15 protein-coding genes are annotated in these 16,041 nt (G+C 62.8%); 13 read left to right on the top strand and 2 right to left on the bottom strand.

Features of this window, described 5'->3' with window-relative positions; genetic code table 11:
• Positions 1-13: 13 nt before the first annotated feature.
• The 4 genes from RFM52_RS13145 to RFM52_RS13130 are packed head-to-tail and all read left to right on the top strand — an operon-like array spanning position 14 to position 2,751.
• Complete coding sequence (locus RFM52_RS13145) at positions 14-799, top strand: SDR family NAD(P)-dependent oxidoreductase (protein ID WP_320297161.1); 786 nt, start codon at positions 14-16, stop codon at positions 797-799.
• Between the two features lie 2 nt (positions 800-801).
• Entirely contained in the window at positions 802-1,917 is a 1,116-nt protein-coding gene (locus RFM52_RS13140) for a mannonate dehydratase (RefSeq protein WP_320297162.1), read from the top strand.
• Positions 1,917-2,618 (top strand): RraA family protein, encoded by a 702-nt coding sequence (locus tag RFM52_RS13135; protein WP_320297163.1) that lies wholly within the window; start codon positions 1,917-1,919, stop codon positions 2,616-2,618. The genes RFM52_RS13140 and RFM52_RS13135 overlap by 1 nt, the downstream gene beginning before the upstream one ends.
• On the top strand, positions 2,590-2,751 hold the full coding sequence (locus RFM52_RS13130; RefSeq protein ID WP_320297164.1) for an FCD domain-containing protein: 162 nt from the start codon (positions 2,590-2,592) through the stop codon (positions 2,749-2,751). The genes RFM52_RS13135 and RFM52_RS13130 overlap by 29 nt, the downstream gene beginning before the upstream one ends.
• Positions 2,752-2,763: 12 nt before the next feature.
• On the opposite strand, the gene RFM52_RS13125 is transcribed toward RFM52_RS13130, so the two are convergent.
• Entirely contained in the window at positions 2,764-3,423 is a 660-nt protein-coding gene (locus RFM52_RS13125) for a TetR/AcrR family transcriptional regulator (RefSeq protein WP_320297165.1), read from the bottom strand.
• A gap of 239 nt (positions 3,424-3,662) precedes the next feature.
• Here RFM52_RS13125 and RFM52_RS13120 point away from each other — a divergent pair, with 239 nt between their 5' ends.
• The 7 genes from RFM52_RS13120 to RFM52_RS13090 all read left to right on the top strand — a co-directional run bounded on the left by RFM52_RS13120 (position 3,663) and on the right by RFM52_RS13090 (position 12,484).
• Positions 3,663-4,775: a sugar ABC transporter substrate-binding protein gene (locus RFM52_RS13120; RefSeq protein ID WP_320297166.1), complete on the top strand. Its 1,113-nt coding sequence runs from the start codon at positions 3,663-3,665 to the stop codon at positions 4,773-4,775.
• A gap of 73 nt (positions 4,776-4,848) precedes the next feature.
• Entirely contained in the window at positions 4,849-5,814 is a 966-nt protein-coding gene (locus tag RFM52_RS13115; RefSeq protein ID WP_320297167.1) for an ABC transporter permease, read from the top strand.
• Positions 5,815-5,821: 7 nt separating this feature from the next.
• Positions 5,822-7,327: a sugar ABC transporter ATP-binding protein gene (locus RFM52_RS13110; RefSeq protein WP_320297168.1), complete on the top strand. Its 1,506-nt coding sequence runs from the start codon at positions 5,822-5,824 to the stop codon at positions 7,325-7,327.
• Between the two features lie 8 nt (positions 7,328-7,335).
• Positions 7,336-8,277, top strand: a complete 942-nt coding sequence (locus tag RFM52_RS13105; protein ID WP_320297169.1) for an ABC transporter permease — start codon at positions 7,336-7,338, stop codon at positions 8,275-8,277.
• An 8-nt stretch (positions 8,278-8,285) separates the two neighbouring features.
• Positions 8,286-9,317 carry a zinc-dependent alcohol dehydrogenase gene (locus tag RFM52_RS13100; protein WP_320297170.1) on the top strand — a complete coding sequence of 344 codons (1,032 nt, stop codon included), beginning with the start codon at positions 8,286-8,288 and terminating at the stop codon, positions 9,315-9,317.
• Positions 9,318-9,383: 66 nt separating this feature from the next.
• Positions 9,384-10,880 (top strand): aldehyde dehydrogenase family protein, encoded by a 1,497-nt coding sequence (locus RFM52_RS13095; protein WP_320297171.1) that lies wholly within the window; start codon positions 9,384-9,386, stop codon positions 10,878-10,880.
• Complete coding sequence (locus tag RFM52_RS13090) at positions 10,880-12,484, top strand: GMC family oxidoreductase (RefSeq protein ID WP_320297172.1); 1,605 nt, start codon at positions 10,880-10,882, stop codon at positions 12,482-12,484. Before RFM52_RS13095 ends, RFM52_RS13090 begins: the two co-directional genes overlap by 1 nt.
• 145 nt (positions 12,485-12,629) lie before the next feature.
• Here the strand turns inward: RFM52_RS13090 and RFM52_RS13085 are convergent, their stop codons facing one another.
• Positions 12,630-13,451, bottom strand: coding sequence for an aldo/keto reductase (locus RFM52_RS13085; protein WP_320297173.1), 822 nt, complete (start codon positions 13,449-13,451; stop codon positions 12,630-12,632).
• 114 nt (positions 13,452-13,565) lie between these two features.
• Between RFM52_RS13085 and RFM52_RS13080 the strand changes: the two genes are divergently transcribed.
• Positions 13,566-15,137 carry an acyl CoA:acetate/3-ketoacid CoA transferase gene (locus RFM52_RS13080; protein WP_320297174.1) on the top strand — a complete coding sequence of 524 codons (1,572 nt, stop codon included), beginning with the start codon at positions 13,566-13,568 and terminating at the stop codon, positions 15,135-15,137.
• Positions 15,134-15,904 carry an enoyl-CoA hydratase/isomerase family protein gene (locus tag RFM52_RS13075; RefSeq protein ID WP_320297175.1) on the top strand — a complete coding sequence of 257 codons (771 nt, stop codon included), beginning with the start codon at positions 15,134-15,136 and terminating at the stop codon, positions 15,902-15,904. Before RFM52_RS13080 ends, RFM52_RS13075 begins: the two co-directional genes overlap by 4 nt.
• The last annotated feature ends 137 nt before the right edge of the window (positions 15,905-16,041 follow it).

The following is a 16,041-nucleotide window of genomic DNA, read 5'->3' as shown; positions in this document are numbered from 1 at the left end:
AGGAGTTCCCGCAATGAAGGATTTTGAAGGCAAGGTCGCGCTGGTGACCGGGACGACCGGGATCGGTCTGGCAACCGCCAGGCGCCTCGCCGCTGGCGGCGCTGCGATCGTCGCCTGCGGCATCGACGGCGCGGCCAACGCGGCAATGAGAGCGGAGCTGGAAAGCACCGGTGCCGGCGTGCTGGTCGTGGACGCCGACGTCTCGGTACAAGACCAGGTCCGCGACGCCGTCGCTGCCGGCGTCGAGCGCTTCGGTGGTCTCGACGTGATCGTCAATTCGGCGGCGGTCCATCCCTATGGCACCGCGACGACGACCGATTGGGAAACCTGGAACAAGGCGATGACCGTCAATGTCGGCTCGATCTATCTGACCGCCCATTTCGGCATTCCGGAAATGATCAAGCGCGGCGGCGGCGCGATCGTCAACGTTGCTTCGGTGCAGGGTTTCGCCTGCCAGCAGAACGTCGCCGCCTATGCCACCACCAAGGGCGCCATCCATACGCTGACGCGCTCGCTGGCGCTCGACTACGCGGCCGCTGGCATCCGGGTCAATTCGGTCAGCCCGGGCTCGATCCGCACGCCGATCCTGGAGAAGGCCGCGCGTGGCGACAAAGGCAGCGATGCCGATGTCGAGGAGGCCTACAGGCGCTTCGGCGCGGCCCATCCGCTCGGCCGCATCGGCGAACCCGAGGAAGTGGCGGAACTCATCGCCTTTCTGTGCTCTTCCAAGGCCGGCTTCTGCACCGGCGCCGACTACAAGATCGACGGCGGCCTGACCGCCGGCATTGGCGTGAAATGACCATGAAGATCGGTCTTGGCCTTTACCGGGAATCGCTGACCCCCGACAATTTCCGCTTCGCTCGCCAGGCGGGCGCCACCCACATCGTCGCCCACCTCACCAACTATTTTCGCGGCCGCGATCCTTCGCTGTCCGCCGGCAACGAGAAGGAAGGCTGGGGCGATTGCTCCACCGACGAACTGTGGACCTATGAGGACTTTGCCGGCCTGGTCAGCACCGTGCGCGACAACGGTCTGGAAATCGCCGCGATCGAGAATTTCTCGCCGCGCTTCTGGTCCGACATTCTGCTCGACGGTCCCGATCAGGCGAAGCAGATAGAAGGGCTGAAGCGGCTTATCCGCGACGCCGGGCGCGCCGGCATTCCGTGCATCGGCTACAACTTCTCCATTGCCGGCGTTTGGGGCTGGTCGCGCGGCCCCTTCGCGCGCGGCGAGGCGATGTCGGTCGGGCTCGACCTTGCGGCCATCGACCCTGACCTGCCCCTGCCCGACGGCGTGGTCTGGAACATGCGCTACCGCGCCGGCCGGCCGGGCGCTGAACCTGTGAGAGTGAGCAGCGATGACCTTTGGCAGCGGCTCGGCGCGTTCCTGCGGGAAGTCGTTCCGGTGGCCGAGGAAGCCGGCGTGGTGCTCGCCGCGCATCCGGACGATCCGCCGGCCGAAGCGCTGCGCGGCACGGCGCGGCTGGTCAACCGTCCGGAGAAATACGACCGGTTGATGGACATCGTGGAGTCGCCCTCCAACGGGCTGGAGCTCTGTCTCGGCTCGCTGCAGGAGATGCCCGACACCGACGAGATCTACGAACATGTCCGGCGCTTCGCCCGACGCAAGCGCATCGGCTACATCCATTTCCGCAACGTACGCGGCAAGGTGCCGAACTACCACGAAACCTTCGTCGACGACGGCGACATCGACATGGCCGAAATCGTCCGCATCCTGCGCGACGAAAACTATGAAGGCGTCATCATCCCCGACCACACGCCGGAAATGTCCTGCGACGCGCCCTGGCATGCGGGAAAGGCCTTTGCGCTCGGCTATATGCGCGCGCTGGTGCAGAACGCCGCGGCGCTCGGACCTTCCCGCGCCGCTCAATCCACCAACATCCGGATGCAAGCGTGATGACCAGATCGACGCCCCTCTATGCCGACGACGCCGAAATGTACCGCCTGTTCAAGGAAGAGCTCTTCGTCGCTGTGGTCGGCGACGTGATGGACACGCTGGGGCTGCAGCATCAGTTCCTGCCGCCGGTGTTCAGGCCCGTCGACGAGAAGACGCGGCTGCTCGGCCGGGCCATGCCAGTGCTCGAGACCGATATCTTCCCGTCCGACGGACCGACGCGCAATCCGCTGATGGCGAAGCCGTTCGGGCTGATGTTCGAAGCGCTCGACGACCTGAAGCCCGGCGAGATCTACGTCGCCAGCGGCGCCTCGCCCCGCTACGCGCTGTGGGGCGAGTTGATGTCAACCCGCGCGAAGATCCTCGGCGCGCATGGCGCGCTGGTCGACGGCTTCGCCCGCGACACGGATGGCATCAAGGCGCTGGGATTTCCCTGCTTCTGCACCGGCTGGTATGCGCAGGACCAGGGTGTGCGCGGCAAGGTCGTCGACTATCGCTGCGCGCTCGAAATCGGCGGCGTGCGCATAGAGCCGGGAACGCTGCTGTTCGGCGACAAGGAAGGCGTTCTTGTTATCCCCGCAGAAGCCGAGGAAGAGGTGGTGCGCCTCGCCCTCGAAAAAGTCCGTGGAGAAAAGCTCGTCGCCAAGGCGATCCGCGAGGGGATGAGCGCGGTGGATGCCTACAAGACCTTCGGCATCATGTGAAAGGTCGCGGCCGGCCGGCGATCCGGAACTTTCATTCCGCTACAATCGCGACTTCCACTTCACCGTCTATCGGCTGTCCGGCATGGAAATGCTGGTCGCTCATATCGAGAGCCTGTGGGTCTGGCCGGATTAGCCACCATAAAAGTCAGGCACTCACAAGTCTGATAATGGTGTCTATATTGAACTCCAGGCGTTCATTGAGAGCGTTCTTATCCATCAGGTCGCGCTCGAAAATAATTGATCCCGTAAAACGGTTCGTTATGTAATAATAACCGATCGCGGCGATCGTGATATTTAATTGTGCGGGATCGATCCCGGCGCGAAAATCCCCGCTTCTCACACCCCGCTCAAGTATGCTGGAGACCATGGCGACGAATTTGCGACTCGCCGTCTTGATCAACTCGGACTTCTTCACGTGCTTGGCTCGATGAAGGTTCTCGCTGTTGACCAAGGTGATGAATTCAGGGTTCTTCAAGTAATATTGCCAGGTGAACCTGACCAGACGCTCCAAGGCCTCCCTAGGTTCCAAATCATCGAGATGAAGCTTCTGTTCAGCGCTACGGATGTCCAGATAGGCATTCTCGATCACCGTCTGGAAAAGACCATCTTTGCTGCCGAAATAATGATAAATCATACGCTTGTTGGCTTTGGCCTTCGCTGCGATGACATCAACGCGCGCACCGCCGAGGCCGTTCTTGGCAAAGTCACTCTTTGCCGCCTCCAGTATGCGAAGCTTGGTTGCTTCGGCATCCCGCAGCCGTCTCTTCTTGCCGCCATTCTTCGATTTGTCGGGCGTGGCGTCCACTTCGGCCGCTCCTTTGGTTGCCGTCCCGCGCGCAGGCGGCGGTGCTGATGCCGCTGAAAGTCAGTTCAATTGGACGAGAAGTCAACAGGCCATCGATCGCGCCGCCGCTTGACTCACGCGTCCTTAAGAAGTAACTAGATAGTGCGTTATGCGATCGGGAGGGCGATTGGATGGCCAGGTTTCTCGATTGCCCAATAGACGCCCGCGCCCCTGCGGGCCGTTGCCAAATGGGAGGAAGCATGTCGACTTTCATCAAGGATTTCATCGAGCGCGAGACCGTCAGCCGGCGCAATTTCCTGCTCGCCACCGCTGCTGGCATGGGAGCGATGGCAACGCCGTTCGTTTTCGGCGGCGGCGCCGCTCGCGCGGCTCTCACGGACCCGGCGATCGCCTGGTCCTACCGCGACCGCGCCTCGGCTTACTGGAACTCGATCGTCTCAGGCGGGGAGGCTTTTGTGGAATCCATCGGCAAGCCGAAGGATTTTCTCGTCTCGCTGATCAACGAGGGATCTTCGGAGAAGTCGCTGGCCGACATCAAGGCGTTCCTGGCCAAGACCGGCGGCAAGTGCGCGATCGCCTGCGACGCCAACGACAGTCCGAACGCCCGTCCCGTGGTTGAGGCCGTACGCGATGCCGGCGCCTACATTTCCACGATCTGGAACAAAACCGACGACCTGCACCCGTGGGACATCGGCGATAACTACGTCTCGCACATGACCTGGTCGGACGAAAAGCCGGCCGAGCAGACGGCGCGTATCCTGTTCGAAGCAATGGGGGGCAAGGGTGGCGTCGTGCATCTGGGGGGCATTGCCGCCAACAATCCGGCCATCGAGCGCCTGAACGGTTTGAAGAATGCGCTCAAAGATTTCCCCAACATCGAGCTTCTCGATGCCCAGCCTGCCGATTGGGACACGACCAAGGGCACGGAGCTGATGGCGTCTTTCCTGACCCGTTTCGGCGACAAGATCACCGGCGTCCACTGCGCGAACGACAACATCGCTTACGGCGTGATCGAGGCCCTGCGCGCGGAAGGCATCGAGGATATGCCGATCGTCGCCTATGACGGAAATCCGGAGGCCGTGAAACTCGTCATGGACGGCAAGCTTCTGGCGACTGTCTTCACCAATCCGCACTGGGGCGGCGGCATCACGGCGGCGCTCGCCTACTACGCCGCGACCGGCGCCTTCAAACCCTCCGAGGAGCCGAAGGAACATCGTGAATTCTACGGTCCGACGATCCTCATCTCCAAAAAGGATGCCGCGGACTTCAAGGCCAAATATCTCGATTCCGTTCCTGCCTACAACTGGAAGGATTTCTGGGGTCCGGGCAACGGCCAGATCAAGTACAAGTGAGCCGAAGCTCGATCGGGCGGCCCTTAAATGGGCCGCCCCCCCTACAACGGCACGCTTGGACGGGAGGCCGGAGTTGCCACGCATCCTCACGCGCGAGAACGCGATCCGCTGGGCACCCTTCCTGGTGCTTCTTGCGCTCATAGTGCTGTTTACAGCGATAAACCCCTCGTTCCTGTCGCAGCGCAATTTCGCGCGCATTGCGATTGCGGCCGCGCCCGCGCTGATGGTCGCTGTCGGCGTGACCTTCATCATCGTCATGGGCTCCATAGACCTCTCGATGGAGGGTGTCGTTTCGCTGACGGCTGTCCTGTTCTGCTTCTTGATGCTGGCGTTCGGTGGAACGCTGGCTTCGGGCGGCTGGATAGCGATACCGGTCATCCTGGCCGTCGGCGCCGCGATCGGCCTGGTGAATGGCCTCGTTCACGTCAAGCTGAAGATACCATCCTTCATGGCCAGTCTCGCCCTCGGTTTCGTTGGCACGGGCGCCGCCATCCTGCTGACTGGCGGCGACATCGTCAAATTCAACGACCCGACGTTCCGCGCCTTGCTGACCTGGCGCATCCTGGGGTTTCCCCTGATGGTTTATGTCGCGGGCCTGTGTCTCGTTCTGGCCTGGTTCATCCAGGCGCATACCCGCCTTGGGCGCCATTTCTACGCGGTCGGCGGCGGTGAGGACCTTGCCCATGCCTCCGGGGTACGGGTGCAGCAGGTGCGGATGGCCGGGTTTTCGCTTGCCGGTTTCTTCTACGCAATCGCCGCAATCCTGCAGGTGGCGAAACTCGGCCAGGCGGAATCGGTCACCGGATCCAATTTCATGTTCATGTCGATCACGTCGGTCGTGGTTGGCGGCGTGGCGCTCTGGGGCGGCATCGGCGGCGTGTGGAACACCCTCGTCGGCGTCCTGATCGTCGCCGTGATCAACAACGGCATGGTGGTCATAGGCCTGCCCGACTTCCTACAGGCCGCCGTTCTCGGGCTGCTTGTCATCATCGCGGTCATCCTGTCGACAGACCGGCGCTCGGTCGCGTTCGTCAAGTGAGGACGCCATGTACGAATTGAAAGCCGTCGAAAAGAAGTTTCCCGGGGTCAGGGCGCTGAAATCCGTCGATTTCTCCATCAGCCGCGGCGAGATCGTCGGGCTGGTGGGCGAGAACGGCGCCGGCAAATCCACGCTCATGAAGGTCATTTACGGCGCCTATCAGCCCGATGGCGGCGAAATCCTCATCGACGGCAAGCCTGTCCGGTTCAGCGGCCCCCGCGATGCCATGGAACGGGGCATCGGCATGGTGTTCCAGGAGCAATCGCTGATCACCAACCTGTCGGTGATGGAGAACATCTTCCTGGGCTATGAGGACCAGTTCTCGCGCTTCGGCGTGGTCAACTGGAAGGCTGTGGCCAAAGCTGCGCGCAAACAGCTTGCCAAGGTCAAGCTCGACATCGACCCGCGCACGGTCACCTCAAGTCTTTCCTTCGCGCAACGCCAGCTCGTCGAACTGGCCAAGGTGCTGACACTGGAGGAACGGGTCCAGGGCCATCTGGTCGTCCTGCTCGACGAGCCGACCTCGGTGCTGGCGGAGGAAGAGGTGAAGCTGTTGTTCAAGCTCGTGCGGGAGCTGACGACGCGCGCCTCGTTCATCTTCGTGTCTCATCGCATGGATGAGGTGATGGAGCTCTCCGACCGCATCTACGTGATGAAAGATGGCCAGGTGGTCGACGTCGTCTCGCGCGGCGCGGCGACACCGGAGGCGATCCAGCACAAGATGGTCGGACGCCACGTCGACAAGGAATATTACCGGGAACAGCGGCAAAAGCCCTACGACGCGGCGAAGCCGCTGGTCGAGCTGTCGAACGTCAGCCTGCCCGGGAAGGTCCGCGACATCTCGTTGACGCTGCATGCCGGCGAAGTGCTGTGCCTGGTTGGCACCGAGGGCTCCGGTCGCGAGGCAATCCTTCGAACCATCTACGGTATGCGCACGCCCACCAAAGGCACCCTGAAAATCAAGGGCAAGACGGTTTCCAGGCTGACCGCTCAAGGCGCGGTGGAGCGTGGCGTCGGCTATGTGCCGCGCGAACGCAAGATCGAGGGCATCGTCGCCGGGATGAATGTCTACGAGAACATGACGCTCTCGCAAATGCCGCGCTACGCACGGGCGGGCTGGCTCGATGTCGGCAACGAGCGCGACCTTGCCAGGACATGGATCCGCAAGCTCGCCATCAAGGCAAGCTCCGAATATGCAGACTGCGGCAACCTTTCCGGCGGCAACCAGCAGAAGGTCGTGCTGGCCAAATGGCGGTCGGGCGGCTCCGACATCATGCTGCTCGACCATCCGACCCGCGGCCTGGACATCGGCGCCAAGGAGGATGTCTACGACATGATCAGGGAAATGTGCGACGACGGGGTCGGCGTCGTCCTGGTCGCAGACACGCTGGAGGAGGCGATCGGCCTTTCCCACACCATCGTCGTCATCAAGGACGGCGAGATCCAGAAACGCTTCGACTGCGCGCCCGGCTCGAAGCCGTCGCTCTACGACCTTCTGCACTACATGATCTGAGGGCATCGATGGATATCCAACGCCTCAAGCCGCACTTCCCTTGGATCACCCTCCTGGTCCTGGTCACGATTGTCGGCATCGCCGATCCGAGCTTCTTGAAACCGGCCAATCTTTTGAGCCTCGCCGGCGACATCGTGCCACTGTTCATCATGGCGCTGGGATTGACCTTCGCCATCTACATCGGCGGCATCGACCTGTCGGCGCAATCGATGGCGAACATGATCACCGTCGTCGCGTCGGTCTATCTGGCGTCGCTGGGCATATGGGTCGCGGCATTGTGCATCCTCGCGGGGTTCGTGTTGGGCACCCTCTCCGGTTACTTGACCACCCGCATGTACGTGCCCTCCTTCATCTCCACGCTGGCAGTCGGCGGCGTTTGCTTCTCGGTGGCGCAATGGTTGTCGGGCAACCGCGCCTTGAACATGGACGCCACGCAGCGCAACGAGACCTTCGGCTGGATGATCGGTCGAACCGGCATCGTGCCGCACGAGCTCTTCATCGCGCTCGCCTTGCTGGCGATCTGCCTGATCATAGAGCGGCGCACGACGCTTGGCAGGGCGCTCAAGGCCGTGGGCGCCGGCGAATTGGCCGCGGCCGCATCTGGCCTCAACGTCGCCCGCTACAAGATCCTTGCCTTCGCCATCTCCGGAGCGCTGGCCGCGGTGGCCGGGCTGCTCTTTTCCGTCAAACTGTCGGGCGGCGCGCCAACGATCGCCAACGGCTTCCTGTTGCCGGCAATCGTCGCGGTGCTTGTCGGCGGGACGCCGCTGACGGGAGGTGTCGGCGGCGTGCTCAACACCGCAATCGGGACGCTGATCGTGGCCGTGATCAGGGCATCGATGCTTTACTTCGGCATCGCGGCGACACAGCAGCAGATGGTCTTCGGCCTTGTGCTGATCGCCGCCATCGCGCTCACCATCGACCGCTCCAAGCTCCGCACAGTGAAGTGAGAGATGTCATGGCAACGATGCGCGCCGCCGTCCTGACCGCTCCACACCGTTTCGACGTGCGCGAAGTCGCCGTTCCGGAGGTCGGCCCCGAAGACGCCCTGATCCGCGTCTCGCGGACCGGCATATGCGGCACCGACATCCATATCTTCAATGGGCATTATGCTGCGGATCGGTTGCCGCTGGTGCCTGGCCATGAGTTTGCCGGGACCGTGGCGGCGACGGGCGAGCACGTCACGCATATCAAGCCAGGCACGACCTGCGTCGCGGACGTCAATATCGGCTGCGGTCAGTGTTACTGGTGCCGCCGCAACGAAATCCTGAACTGCCCGTCGATGACGCAGGTGGGCATCGGCCGTGACGGCGCCTTCGCGGAATATGTCTGCGTGCCGGCCAGGCTCGTCCTGCCGGCCCCTGACCATGTGCCGGCCGAGGTGCTGGCTCTAACGGAGCCGGTATCGTGCGTGGTGCGCGCGGCGCGCAAGGCGGGCACAAGCTTCGGCCAGTCGGTGGTGATCCTCGGCGCCGGACCGATCGGCAACCTGCATGTCCAGATGATGCGTTTGTGCGGCGCAGCGCCAATTATCGTCGCCGATTTGTCGGAAGACCGCTGTCGTCTTGCCCTTGAAGCCGGCGCGGATGCAGCCGTTGCCGATCCTGCCCGGTTGAAGGCGGAGGTCCTGGCCAGGACCGGTGGACGCGGGGCGGACCTGGTGATCGAGAGCGTCGGGTCGGCACGGCTTTATGCGCTCGCATTCGAGCTCATCCGCAAGGGCGGCCATGTCGCGTTCTTCGGTCTCACCGGGCCGCGCGACACGGTGCCGGTCGATATCCTGCGCACCATCCTTGAGGAGAATAGTCTCAAGGGCTCCGTCGCCGGCATGGGAGAAGACATGCATGATGCGCTGACACTTTTGTCGCACGGCCGCTTTCGGACCGAGGCGTTCACACGCGCAACCTTCCCGCTCGATGACATCCAGCGCGCCTTCGAGACCCTGGCCGAGCGACCCCAGGATCTGAAGACGCAAATCGTATTGAACTAGGAGCCGGCGCGACCCGCTTGCAACGGATCGCGAAGAGCCGGCGCACTGCCAGAACGGAGGCATTTCATGCTCGATTTCACGGACCGCGCAACCCTGCCGGATGCGCCGCGCGAATTCGGATTCTGGTTCGACGGCTCGTGGCGCAAGGGCCGCGCCATGTTCGAGCGCAGGTCGCCGGGGCATGGCGTGGCAGTGACGCTTACCCCAAAATGCACGGTCGACGATCTGAATGCGGCCGTGGCCGCGGCGCGTCGCGCGTTCGAGGATCGCCGGTGGGCGGGATTGCCGGGGGCTGACCGTGCGGCGGTGCTTTTGAGAACGGCAGATATTTTGCGCCGCCGCCGCGACGAAATCGCCTATTGGGAAGTCCTCGAGAACGGCAAGCCTATCTCCCAGGCGCGCGGCGAGATCGATCACTGCATCGCGTGCTTCGAGGTTGGCGCTGGCGCCGCGAGGCTGTTGCATGGCGACAGCTTCAACAGTCTCGGCGACAACCTCTTCGGCATGGTGCTGCGCGAGCCAGTCGGCGTGGTCGGCCTCATCACGCCATGGAATTTCCCCTTCCTGATCCTGTGCGAGCGCATTCCCTTCATCCTGGCCAGCGGGTGCACCGTGGTCGTCAAGCCTTCGGAGGTCACGTCCGCGACCACACTGCTGCTTGGCGAGATCCTTTCCGAAGCCGGCGCGCCTGACGGCGTCTACAACGTCGTCACCGGCTCGGGCCGGACGATCGGCCAGGCTCTGACCGAGCATCCCGACGTGGACATGCTTTCCTTCACCGGATCGACGTCCGTAGGCCGCTCTTGCGTGCACGCTGCGGCCGATTCGAATTTCAAGAAACTCGGCCTGGAGCTCGGCGGCAAGAACCCCATCATCGTTTTCGCCGACAGTGATCTTGAGGACGCGGCCGACGGCGCGGCCTTCGGCATAAGCTTCAACACGGGCCAGTGCTGCGTGTCGTCCAGCCGCGTCATCGTCGAACGCTCTGTTGCCCGCGAGTTCGAGGAAATCCTTGCCGCCAAGATGGCCAAGATCGTCGTCGGCGATCCGCTGCAAACGAAGACGCAGGTCGGAGCCATCACCACAGATGCGCAGAATTCAACCATCCTGGGCTATATCGACAAGGGCAAAGCTGAAGGGGCGACACTTGTCGCCGGTGGGCAGGCCCTGGATCTCGGCGGCGGCCAGTATATCGTGCCGACGCTGTTTTCCGGTGTCACGCCCGCAATGTCGATTGCCCGAGACGAAATCTTCGGGCCTGTCCTGTCGTCCTTCCATTTCGACACCCTCGAGGAGGCCGTCAGCCTCGCGAACGACACGGTCTATGGCCTGGCTGCCAGCGTGTGGACCAAGAACATAGACAAGGCGCTGGTGGTGACGCGGCGTGTGCGCGCCGGCCGGTTTTGGGTGAACACGATCATGGCCGGCGGGCCCGAGATGCCGCTTGGCGGATTCAAGCAGTCCGGCTGGGGGCGGGAAGCGGGCATGTATGGCGTGGAGGAATACACACAGGTGAAGTCCGTTCACATCGAAATCGGCAAGCGCGCACATTGGATCGAGTGATGACGACAGGTTTCGACTATGTGATCGTCGGCGCAGGCTCGTCGGGTTGCGTGCTTGCCGCGCGCCTGTCCGAGAATCCGGCTGTCAGGGTCTGCATCATCGAGGCTGGCGGCAAGGACAGCCATCCCTACATCCACATGCCGGTCGGCTTCGCCAAAATGACCACGGGCCCCCTTACCTGGGGGCTGGTTACTGCGCCGCAGAAGCACGCCAACAATCGTGAGATCCCCTATGCACAGGCAAAGGTGCTGGGCGGCGGCTCTTCGATCAATGCAGAGGTCTACACCCGCGGGCATGCCAGCGACTACGACCGCTGGGCAAACGAGGAAGGCGCCGACGGTTGGGCCTTCAAGGACGTCCAAAGGTATTTTCTGCGTTCGGAGGGCAACACCATCCTCTCCGGCAGCCTGCACGGCACCGATGGCCCGCTCGGTGTGTCAAACATACCCGATCCAAATGTGGTTTCGCGCGCTTTTGTCCAAAGCTGTCAGGAATACGGACTGCCTTACAATCCCGACTTCAATGGCGCGAAGCAGGAAGGCGCCGGAATCTACCAGATCACGACCCGCAATAACCGTCGTTGCTCGGCCGCCGTGGGCTACCTTAGGCCCGTCCTGGGGCGCCCCAACCTTACCCTGATCACCGGGGCCCTAGTCCATCGCGTCGTCTTCAAAGGTAGCCGGGCGGTCGGTGTCGAATACTCGGTTGGTCGCGAGCGGAAGGTCGTCAATGCCGACGGCGAGGTTCTGGTGACGTCAGGTGCGATCGGCACTCCGAAGCTGATGATGCTGTCCGGCGTCGGCCCTGCCGACCACCTGCGTCGTCACGGCATCGAAGCGATCCGGGATCTTCCGGGCGTAGGGCAGAACCTTCAGGATCACTTTGGCATCGACATCGTAGCCGAGCTGAAGGGCCACTATTCGCTCGACAAGTACAACAAGCCGCACTGGATGTTGTGGGCGGGCATCCAATACACGCTGTTCAAGACGGGACCGATAACGTCAAACGTGGTCGAGGGCGGCGCTTTCTGGCACTCTTCGGCGAGCAGCGCGGGAGCGGTTCCGGATTTGCAATTCCATTTCCTGGCGGGAGCTGGCGCGGAGGCGGGTGTGCCGTCGGTCCCGAAGGGATCGTCCGGCATCACTTTGAACAGCTACACGCTGCGCCCGAAATCGCGTGGAACCGTGACGCTCCGTTCGCCGGATCCGCGCGACAATCCGGTCGTCGATCCCAACTTCCTCGCGGACCCCGACGACCTCAGAGTGTCGGTCGAAGGCCTCAAGATCAGCCGGGAGATCGTCAATCAGCCCTCGCTGCGCAAATTCATCAAGGAGCTCCGCTTCCCTGACACAAGCGTGCGCTCGCAGTCGGACTATGAAGCCTATGCGCGACGCTACGGTCGTACCTCCTATCACCCGACTTGCACCTGTAAGATGGGGAAGGATGCGATGTCCGTGGTCGACCCTCAACTGCGAGTGCACGGGTTGGACGGCATCCGCATCTGCGATAGCTCGGCAATGCCGTCCTTGGTCGGCTCAAACACCAATGCGGCGACAATCATGATCGGCGAGCATGCATCGGACCTGATCCGAGGCAACCGCTAGCGTTTGCCCGTCACCTCGGACCTGATCGCTCCCTGTTCGCGCGCCTAGAGCAATTTCAGGAAAAGTGTGACGCGGTTTTCCGTCCGAAATTGCGTCAAAACAAAGAGATAGGGCATTGACCGTTTCCATGAAACGGTGAAATGCCCTAGGCGTCGAAATCCGGCGCATATGGGATCAGCCGCTTCCCAACAACGCGATAACCGACGGCATTCATGGCGTCGATGCGGCCCATGTCGATACTCGACAAGGTGAAGTCCATCACGTCGAAATTCGAGCGGATGTTGTCTGGCTTGGTGGACATCGTGTTGATCGGCAAACCCTTCTGCAGGATCCAGCGCAGCACGACCTGGGCGGCCGACTTGCCGTAGGTGGCGCCGATATCTGCGAAAAGCCGATGCTTGAAGACCTCGCCGCGCGCGACCGAGCAATAGGATGACAGAGGGATACCCGTTTCGCTCGCGGCCGCAAGCAGCTTGCGCTGGTCAAGAAGCGGATGGAATTCCACCTGATTGGTCACGAGCGGCACGCCGGTGATCTGCCTCGCCTGCCGCATCATCGCCGCTGTGTAGTTCGAAACGCCGATGGTGCTGGCGAACCCCCGTTCCTGCGCCTCCTGAAGCAGTTCAAGTGAGAGCTTGATGTCGCCTCCCGGCGTCGGCCAGTGAAGCAGCAGGATGTCGACACGATCCAGCTTCAGATCCCGCAAGGACTGTTCGATGGATGGTATGAACCGCTCTTGCGAGAAGTTCTCCACTGTGACCTTTGTCGTGATGCAGAGCTCGTCCCTGGGTATACCGCTCTCGGCCAGGGCCAGGCCCGTGTCGGCTTCATTGCCATAAGCCTGAGCCGTGTCGAACGCCCGGTAACCCGCATCGATCGCAGCCTCGATCGCCGCACGCAGCGTATCCCCCTTAAGAGGGAAAGTTCCAAACATCCGCTGGTTCGTCTTCTGGAACATGATGTTCATCGAAATCCTCCCACTGGTTGTCGCCGGCGCAGAGCTTGCCTTGGAAGCCGCAGGCGGCTATACCACAGATATAACTATCTAGTTACTTATTGCCAAGCCTTATGGAGAGGAAGCGTGAGCAAAGTCAGGTCGGCAGCGCAGGCCGTCGCCGCGATCGGCGACGGAGCGGTGGTAGCGGTCAATTCGTCGTCCGGTCTGCTTTGCCCGGACGCCGTTCTGGAAGCCCTTGGCAAACGTTTCGCGGCCGAAGGGGTGCCGCGCGATATCACCACCATTCATCCGATTGCCGCCGGCGACATGTTCGGCACCAAGGGGGTCGACCACATCGCCTTGCCGGGCTTGATCGGCCGCATCATCGGCGGCTCATACCCCTCGGGCCCCACCAATGCCGAGCCGCCGCTGATCTGGCAGCGTATCCTTGCCGAGGATGTGGCGGCCTGGAACTTCCCCTCCGGCATCGTGTTCGACATGCTGCGCGAGGGTGCGGCGCACCGCCCCGGCGTGCTCACCAAGGTCGGCATGGACACATTTGTCGATCCGGCACTCGAGGGCGGGGCCATGAACGCCGCGGCGCGCAAGTCGCCGATCGTGCAGCGCGTGGAGTTCAATGGCGAGACGTGGCTCCATTTCCCGCCCCTCAAACCAGATGTGGCGGTCATCCGGGCAACCACGGCGGACGAGAAGGGAAACCTCACCTTCGAGCAGGAAGGCGCGACTCTCGGCGCCATGGAAATGGCGCTTGCGGCGCACAATTGCGGCGGCATCGTCATTGCGCAGGTCAAACGCATCGCCGCCCAAGGCACATTGCGGCCGCACGATGTGCAGGTGCCCGGCATCCTGGTGGATTTCATCGTCGAGGCGCCCGACCAACTGCAAACAACGGCGACCGCCTATGATCCAGCGATATCGGGAGAACTGTTCCGGCCGCTCCGCACGTTCCGCACACCGGAATACAACGTCTCCAAGGTCATCGCGCGCCGGGTCGCTCAGGAGCTTCGGGCCGGATGGGCGGTCAACATCGGCTTCGGCATCTCCGCCAACGTGCCTCGCATCCTGATCGAGGAAGGCCTGCATGGCGCCGTCACCTGGGTAATCGAACAAGGTCCGGTAGGCGGCGTGCCATTGCTCGACTTCAAGTTCGGCTGCGCCTCCAACGCGGAAGCCTTCGTCGCCTCCCCACACCTTTTCACGTACTTCCAGGCCGGAGGCTTTGACTGCTCCTTGCTGTCGTTCCTCGAGATAGGCTCCGACGGATCCGTCAACGTCTCGCGTCTTTCCTCCACGCCGCATCGCACCGCCGGCGCCGGCGGCTTCGTGGACATCACCTCGCGAGCGCGCAAGATCGTGTTCTCCGGCAACTTCAACGCCGGCGCGAAGATGCGGCTGGAGAACGGAAAACTGGTCATCGACAAGGAAGGCAAGGTCGCAAAGATCGTCCCGAAAGTGGACCAGGTGAGCTTCTCAGGCGCGCGCGCCGTTAGCCAGGGCCAGGACGTCACCTATGTGACGGAGCGGTGCGTCATCCGCCTGACAGCCGACGGCCTGGTCGTCACGGAAATAGCCCCCGGGCTCGATCTCGAGCGTGACGTGCTGCGGCAGGCGGCGTCTCCTCTCGCGGTCTCGCCGGGATTGAAGCTGATGGATGCAGCGCTGTTCCTTGAGCAGCCGATAGGATTGCGGCTGTGAGCGATCTCCGTCTCGACCTCAGCTTCGACGGCGCGGTCGCGCGAATGACCATCCGCCGGCCTGAGAAGCTCAACGCGCTCGACGCCGCGATGGTCGATGCGCTCGTGCCGCTGTGCAGGGCGGTGGAGCGTTCCGCGGCGAAGGTGCTGATCTTGACAGGCGAGGGCGAGAAATCGTTCTGCGCGGGCGGCGACGTCGCCGCCTGGAGCGCGCTCGACCCGGCGGAGTTCGCGCGCCACTGGATCCGCGACGGCCACGCCGGCTTCGACGCTCTCGCCAGGCTCTCGCAACCGGTCATTGCCGTCCTCAATGGCCATTGCCTTGGTGGGGGGCTGGAGCTCGCAGCCTGTGCCGACTATCGGATCGCGGAAAGCCACGCCCGTATCGGCCTGCCTGAAACCAGCCTTGGGATCATACCCGGTTGGTCAGGCACCCAGCGCACGGCTCGCCGCTTCGGCCCACAGTTGATCCGGCGCATGTCGATCTTCGGCGAGGTCTATTCCGCCGATGAGGCCTTGAGGTTGTCGCTTGTCGATAAGGTCGTCGACAAAGGGGCTGGCATGACCGCGGCTGGGAAACTTGCCGCTGTCGTTGCAGGCAGGTCCGCCACCGCCACCGAGCTCGCCAAGATGCTCATCAATGCCGCTGAAGGCGAGGAACAGGAGCGCGTGCTGGATGCGTTTGCCGGACGTATCGCAGCCGCCAGTGAAGATCTTCGGCAGGGTCTGGCGGCTTTCCGGGAGAAGAGCCGCCGGTCTGGTGACTGACACTACAGCCGCGGAAACGCGCCCTCGCCCGGTCAACGCGTAGGAAACCGCCGCGGTTGATGGGCCGGTGACCGACCACTTCGCAGCCACATGCCTTCCCGAACTTCGGCGGGTCTACCGCGGCTGTTCAGCCTCTG

The sequence above is a fragment of the Mesorhizobium humile genome (assembly GCF_033977215.1).
GTDB lineage: Bacteria > Pseudomonadota > Alphaproteobacteria > Rhizobiales > Rhizobiaceae > Mesorhizobium > Mesorhizobium humile.
Note: the sequence above shows the minus strand (reverse complement) of the source record. Positions and strands in the feature narration are given on the sequence as shown.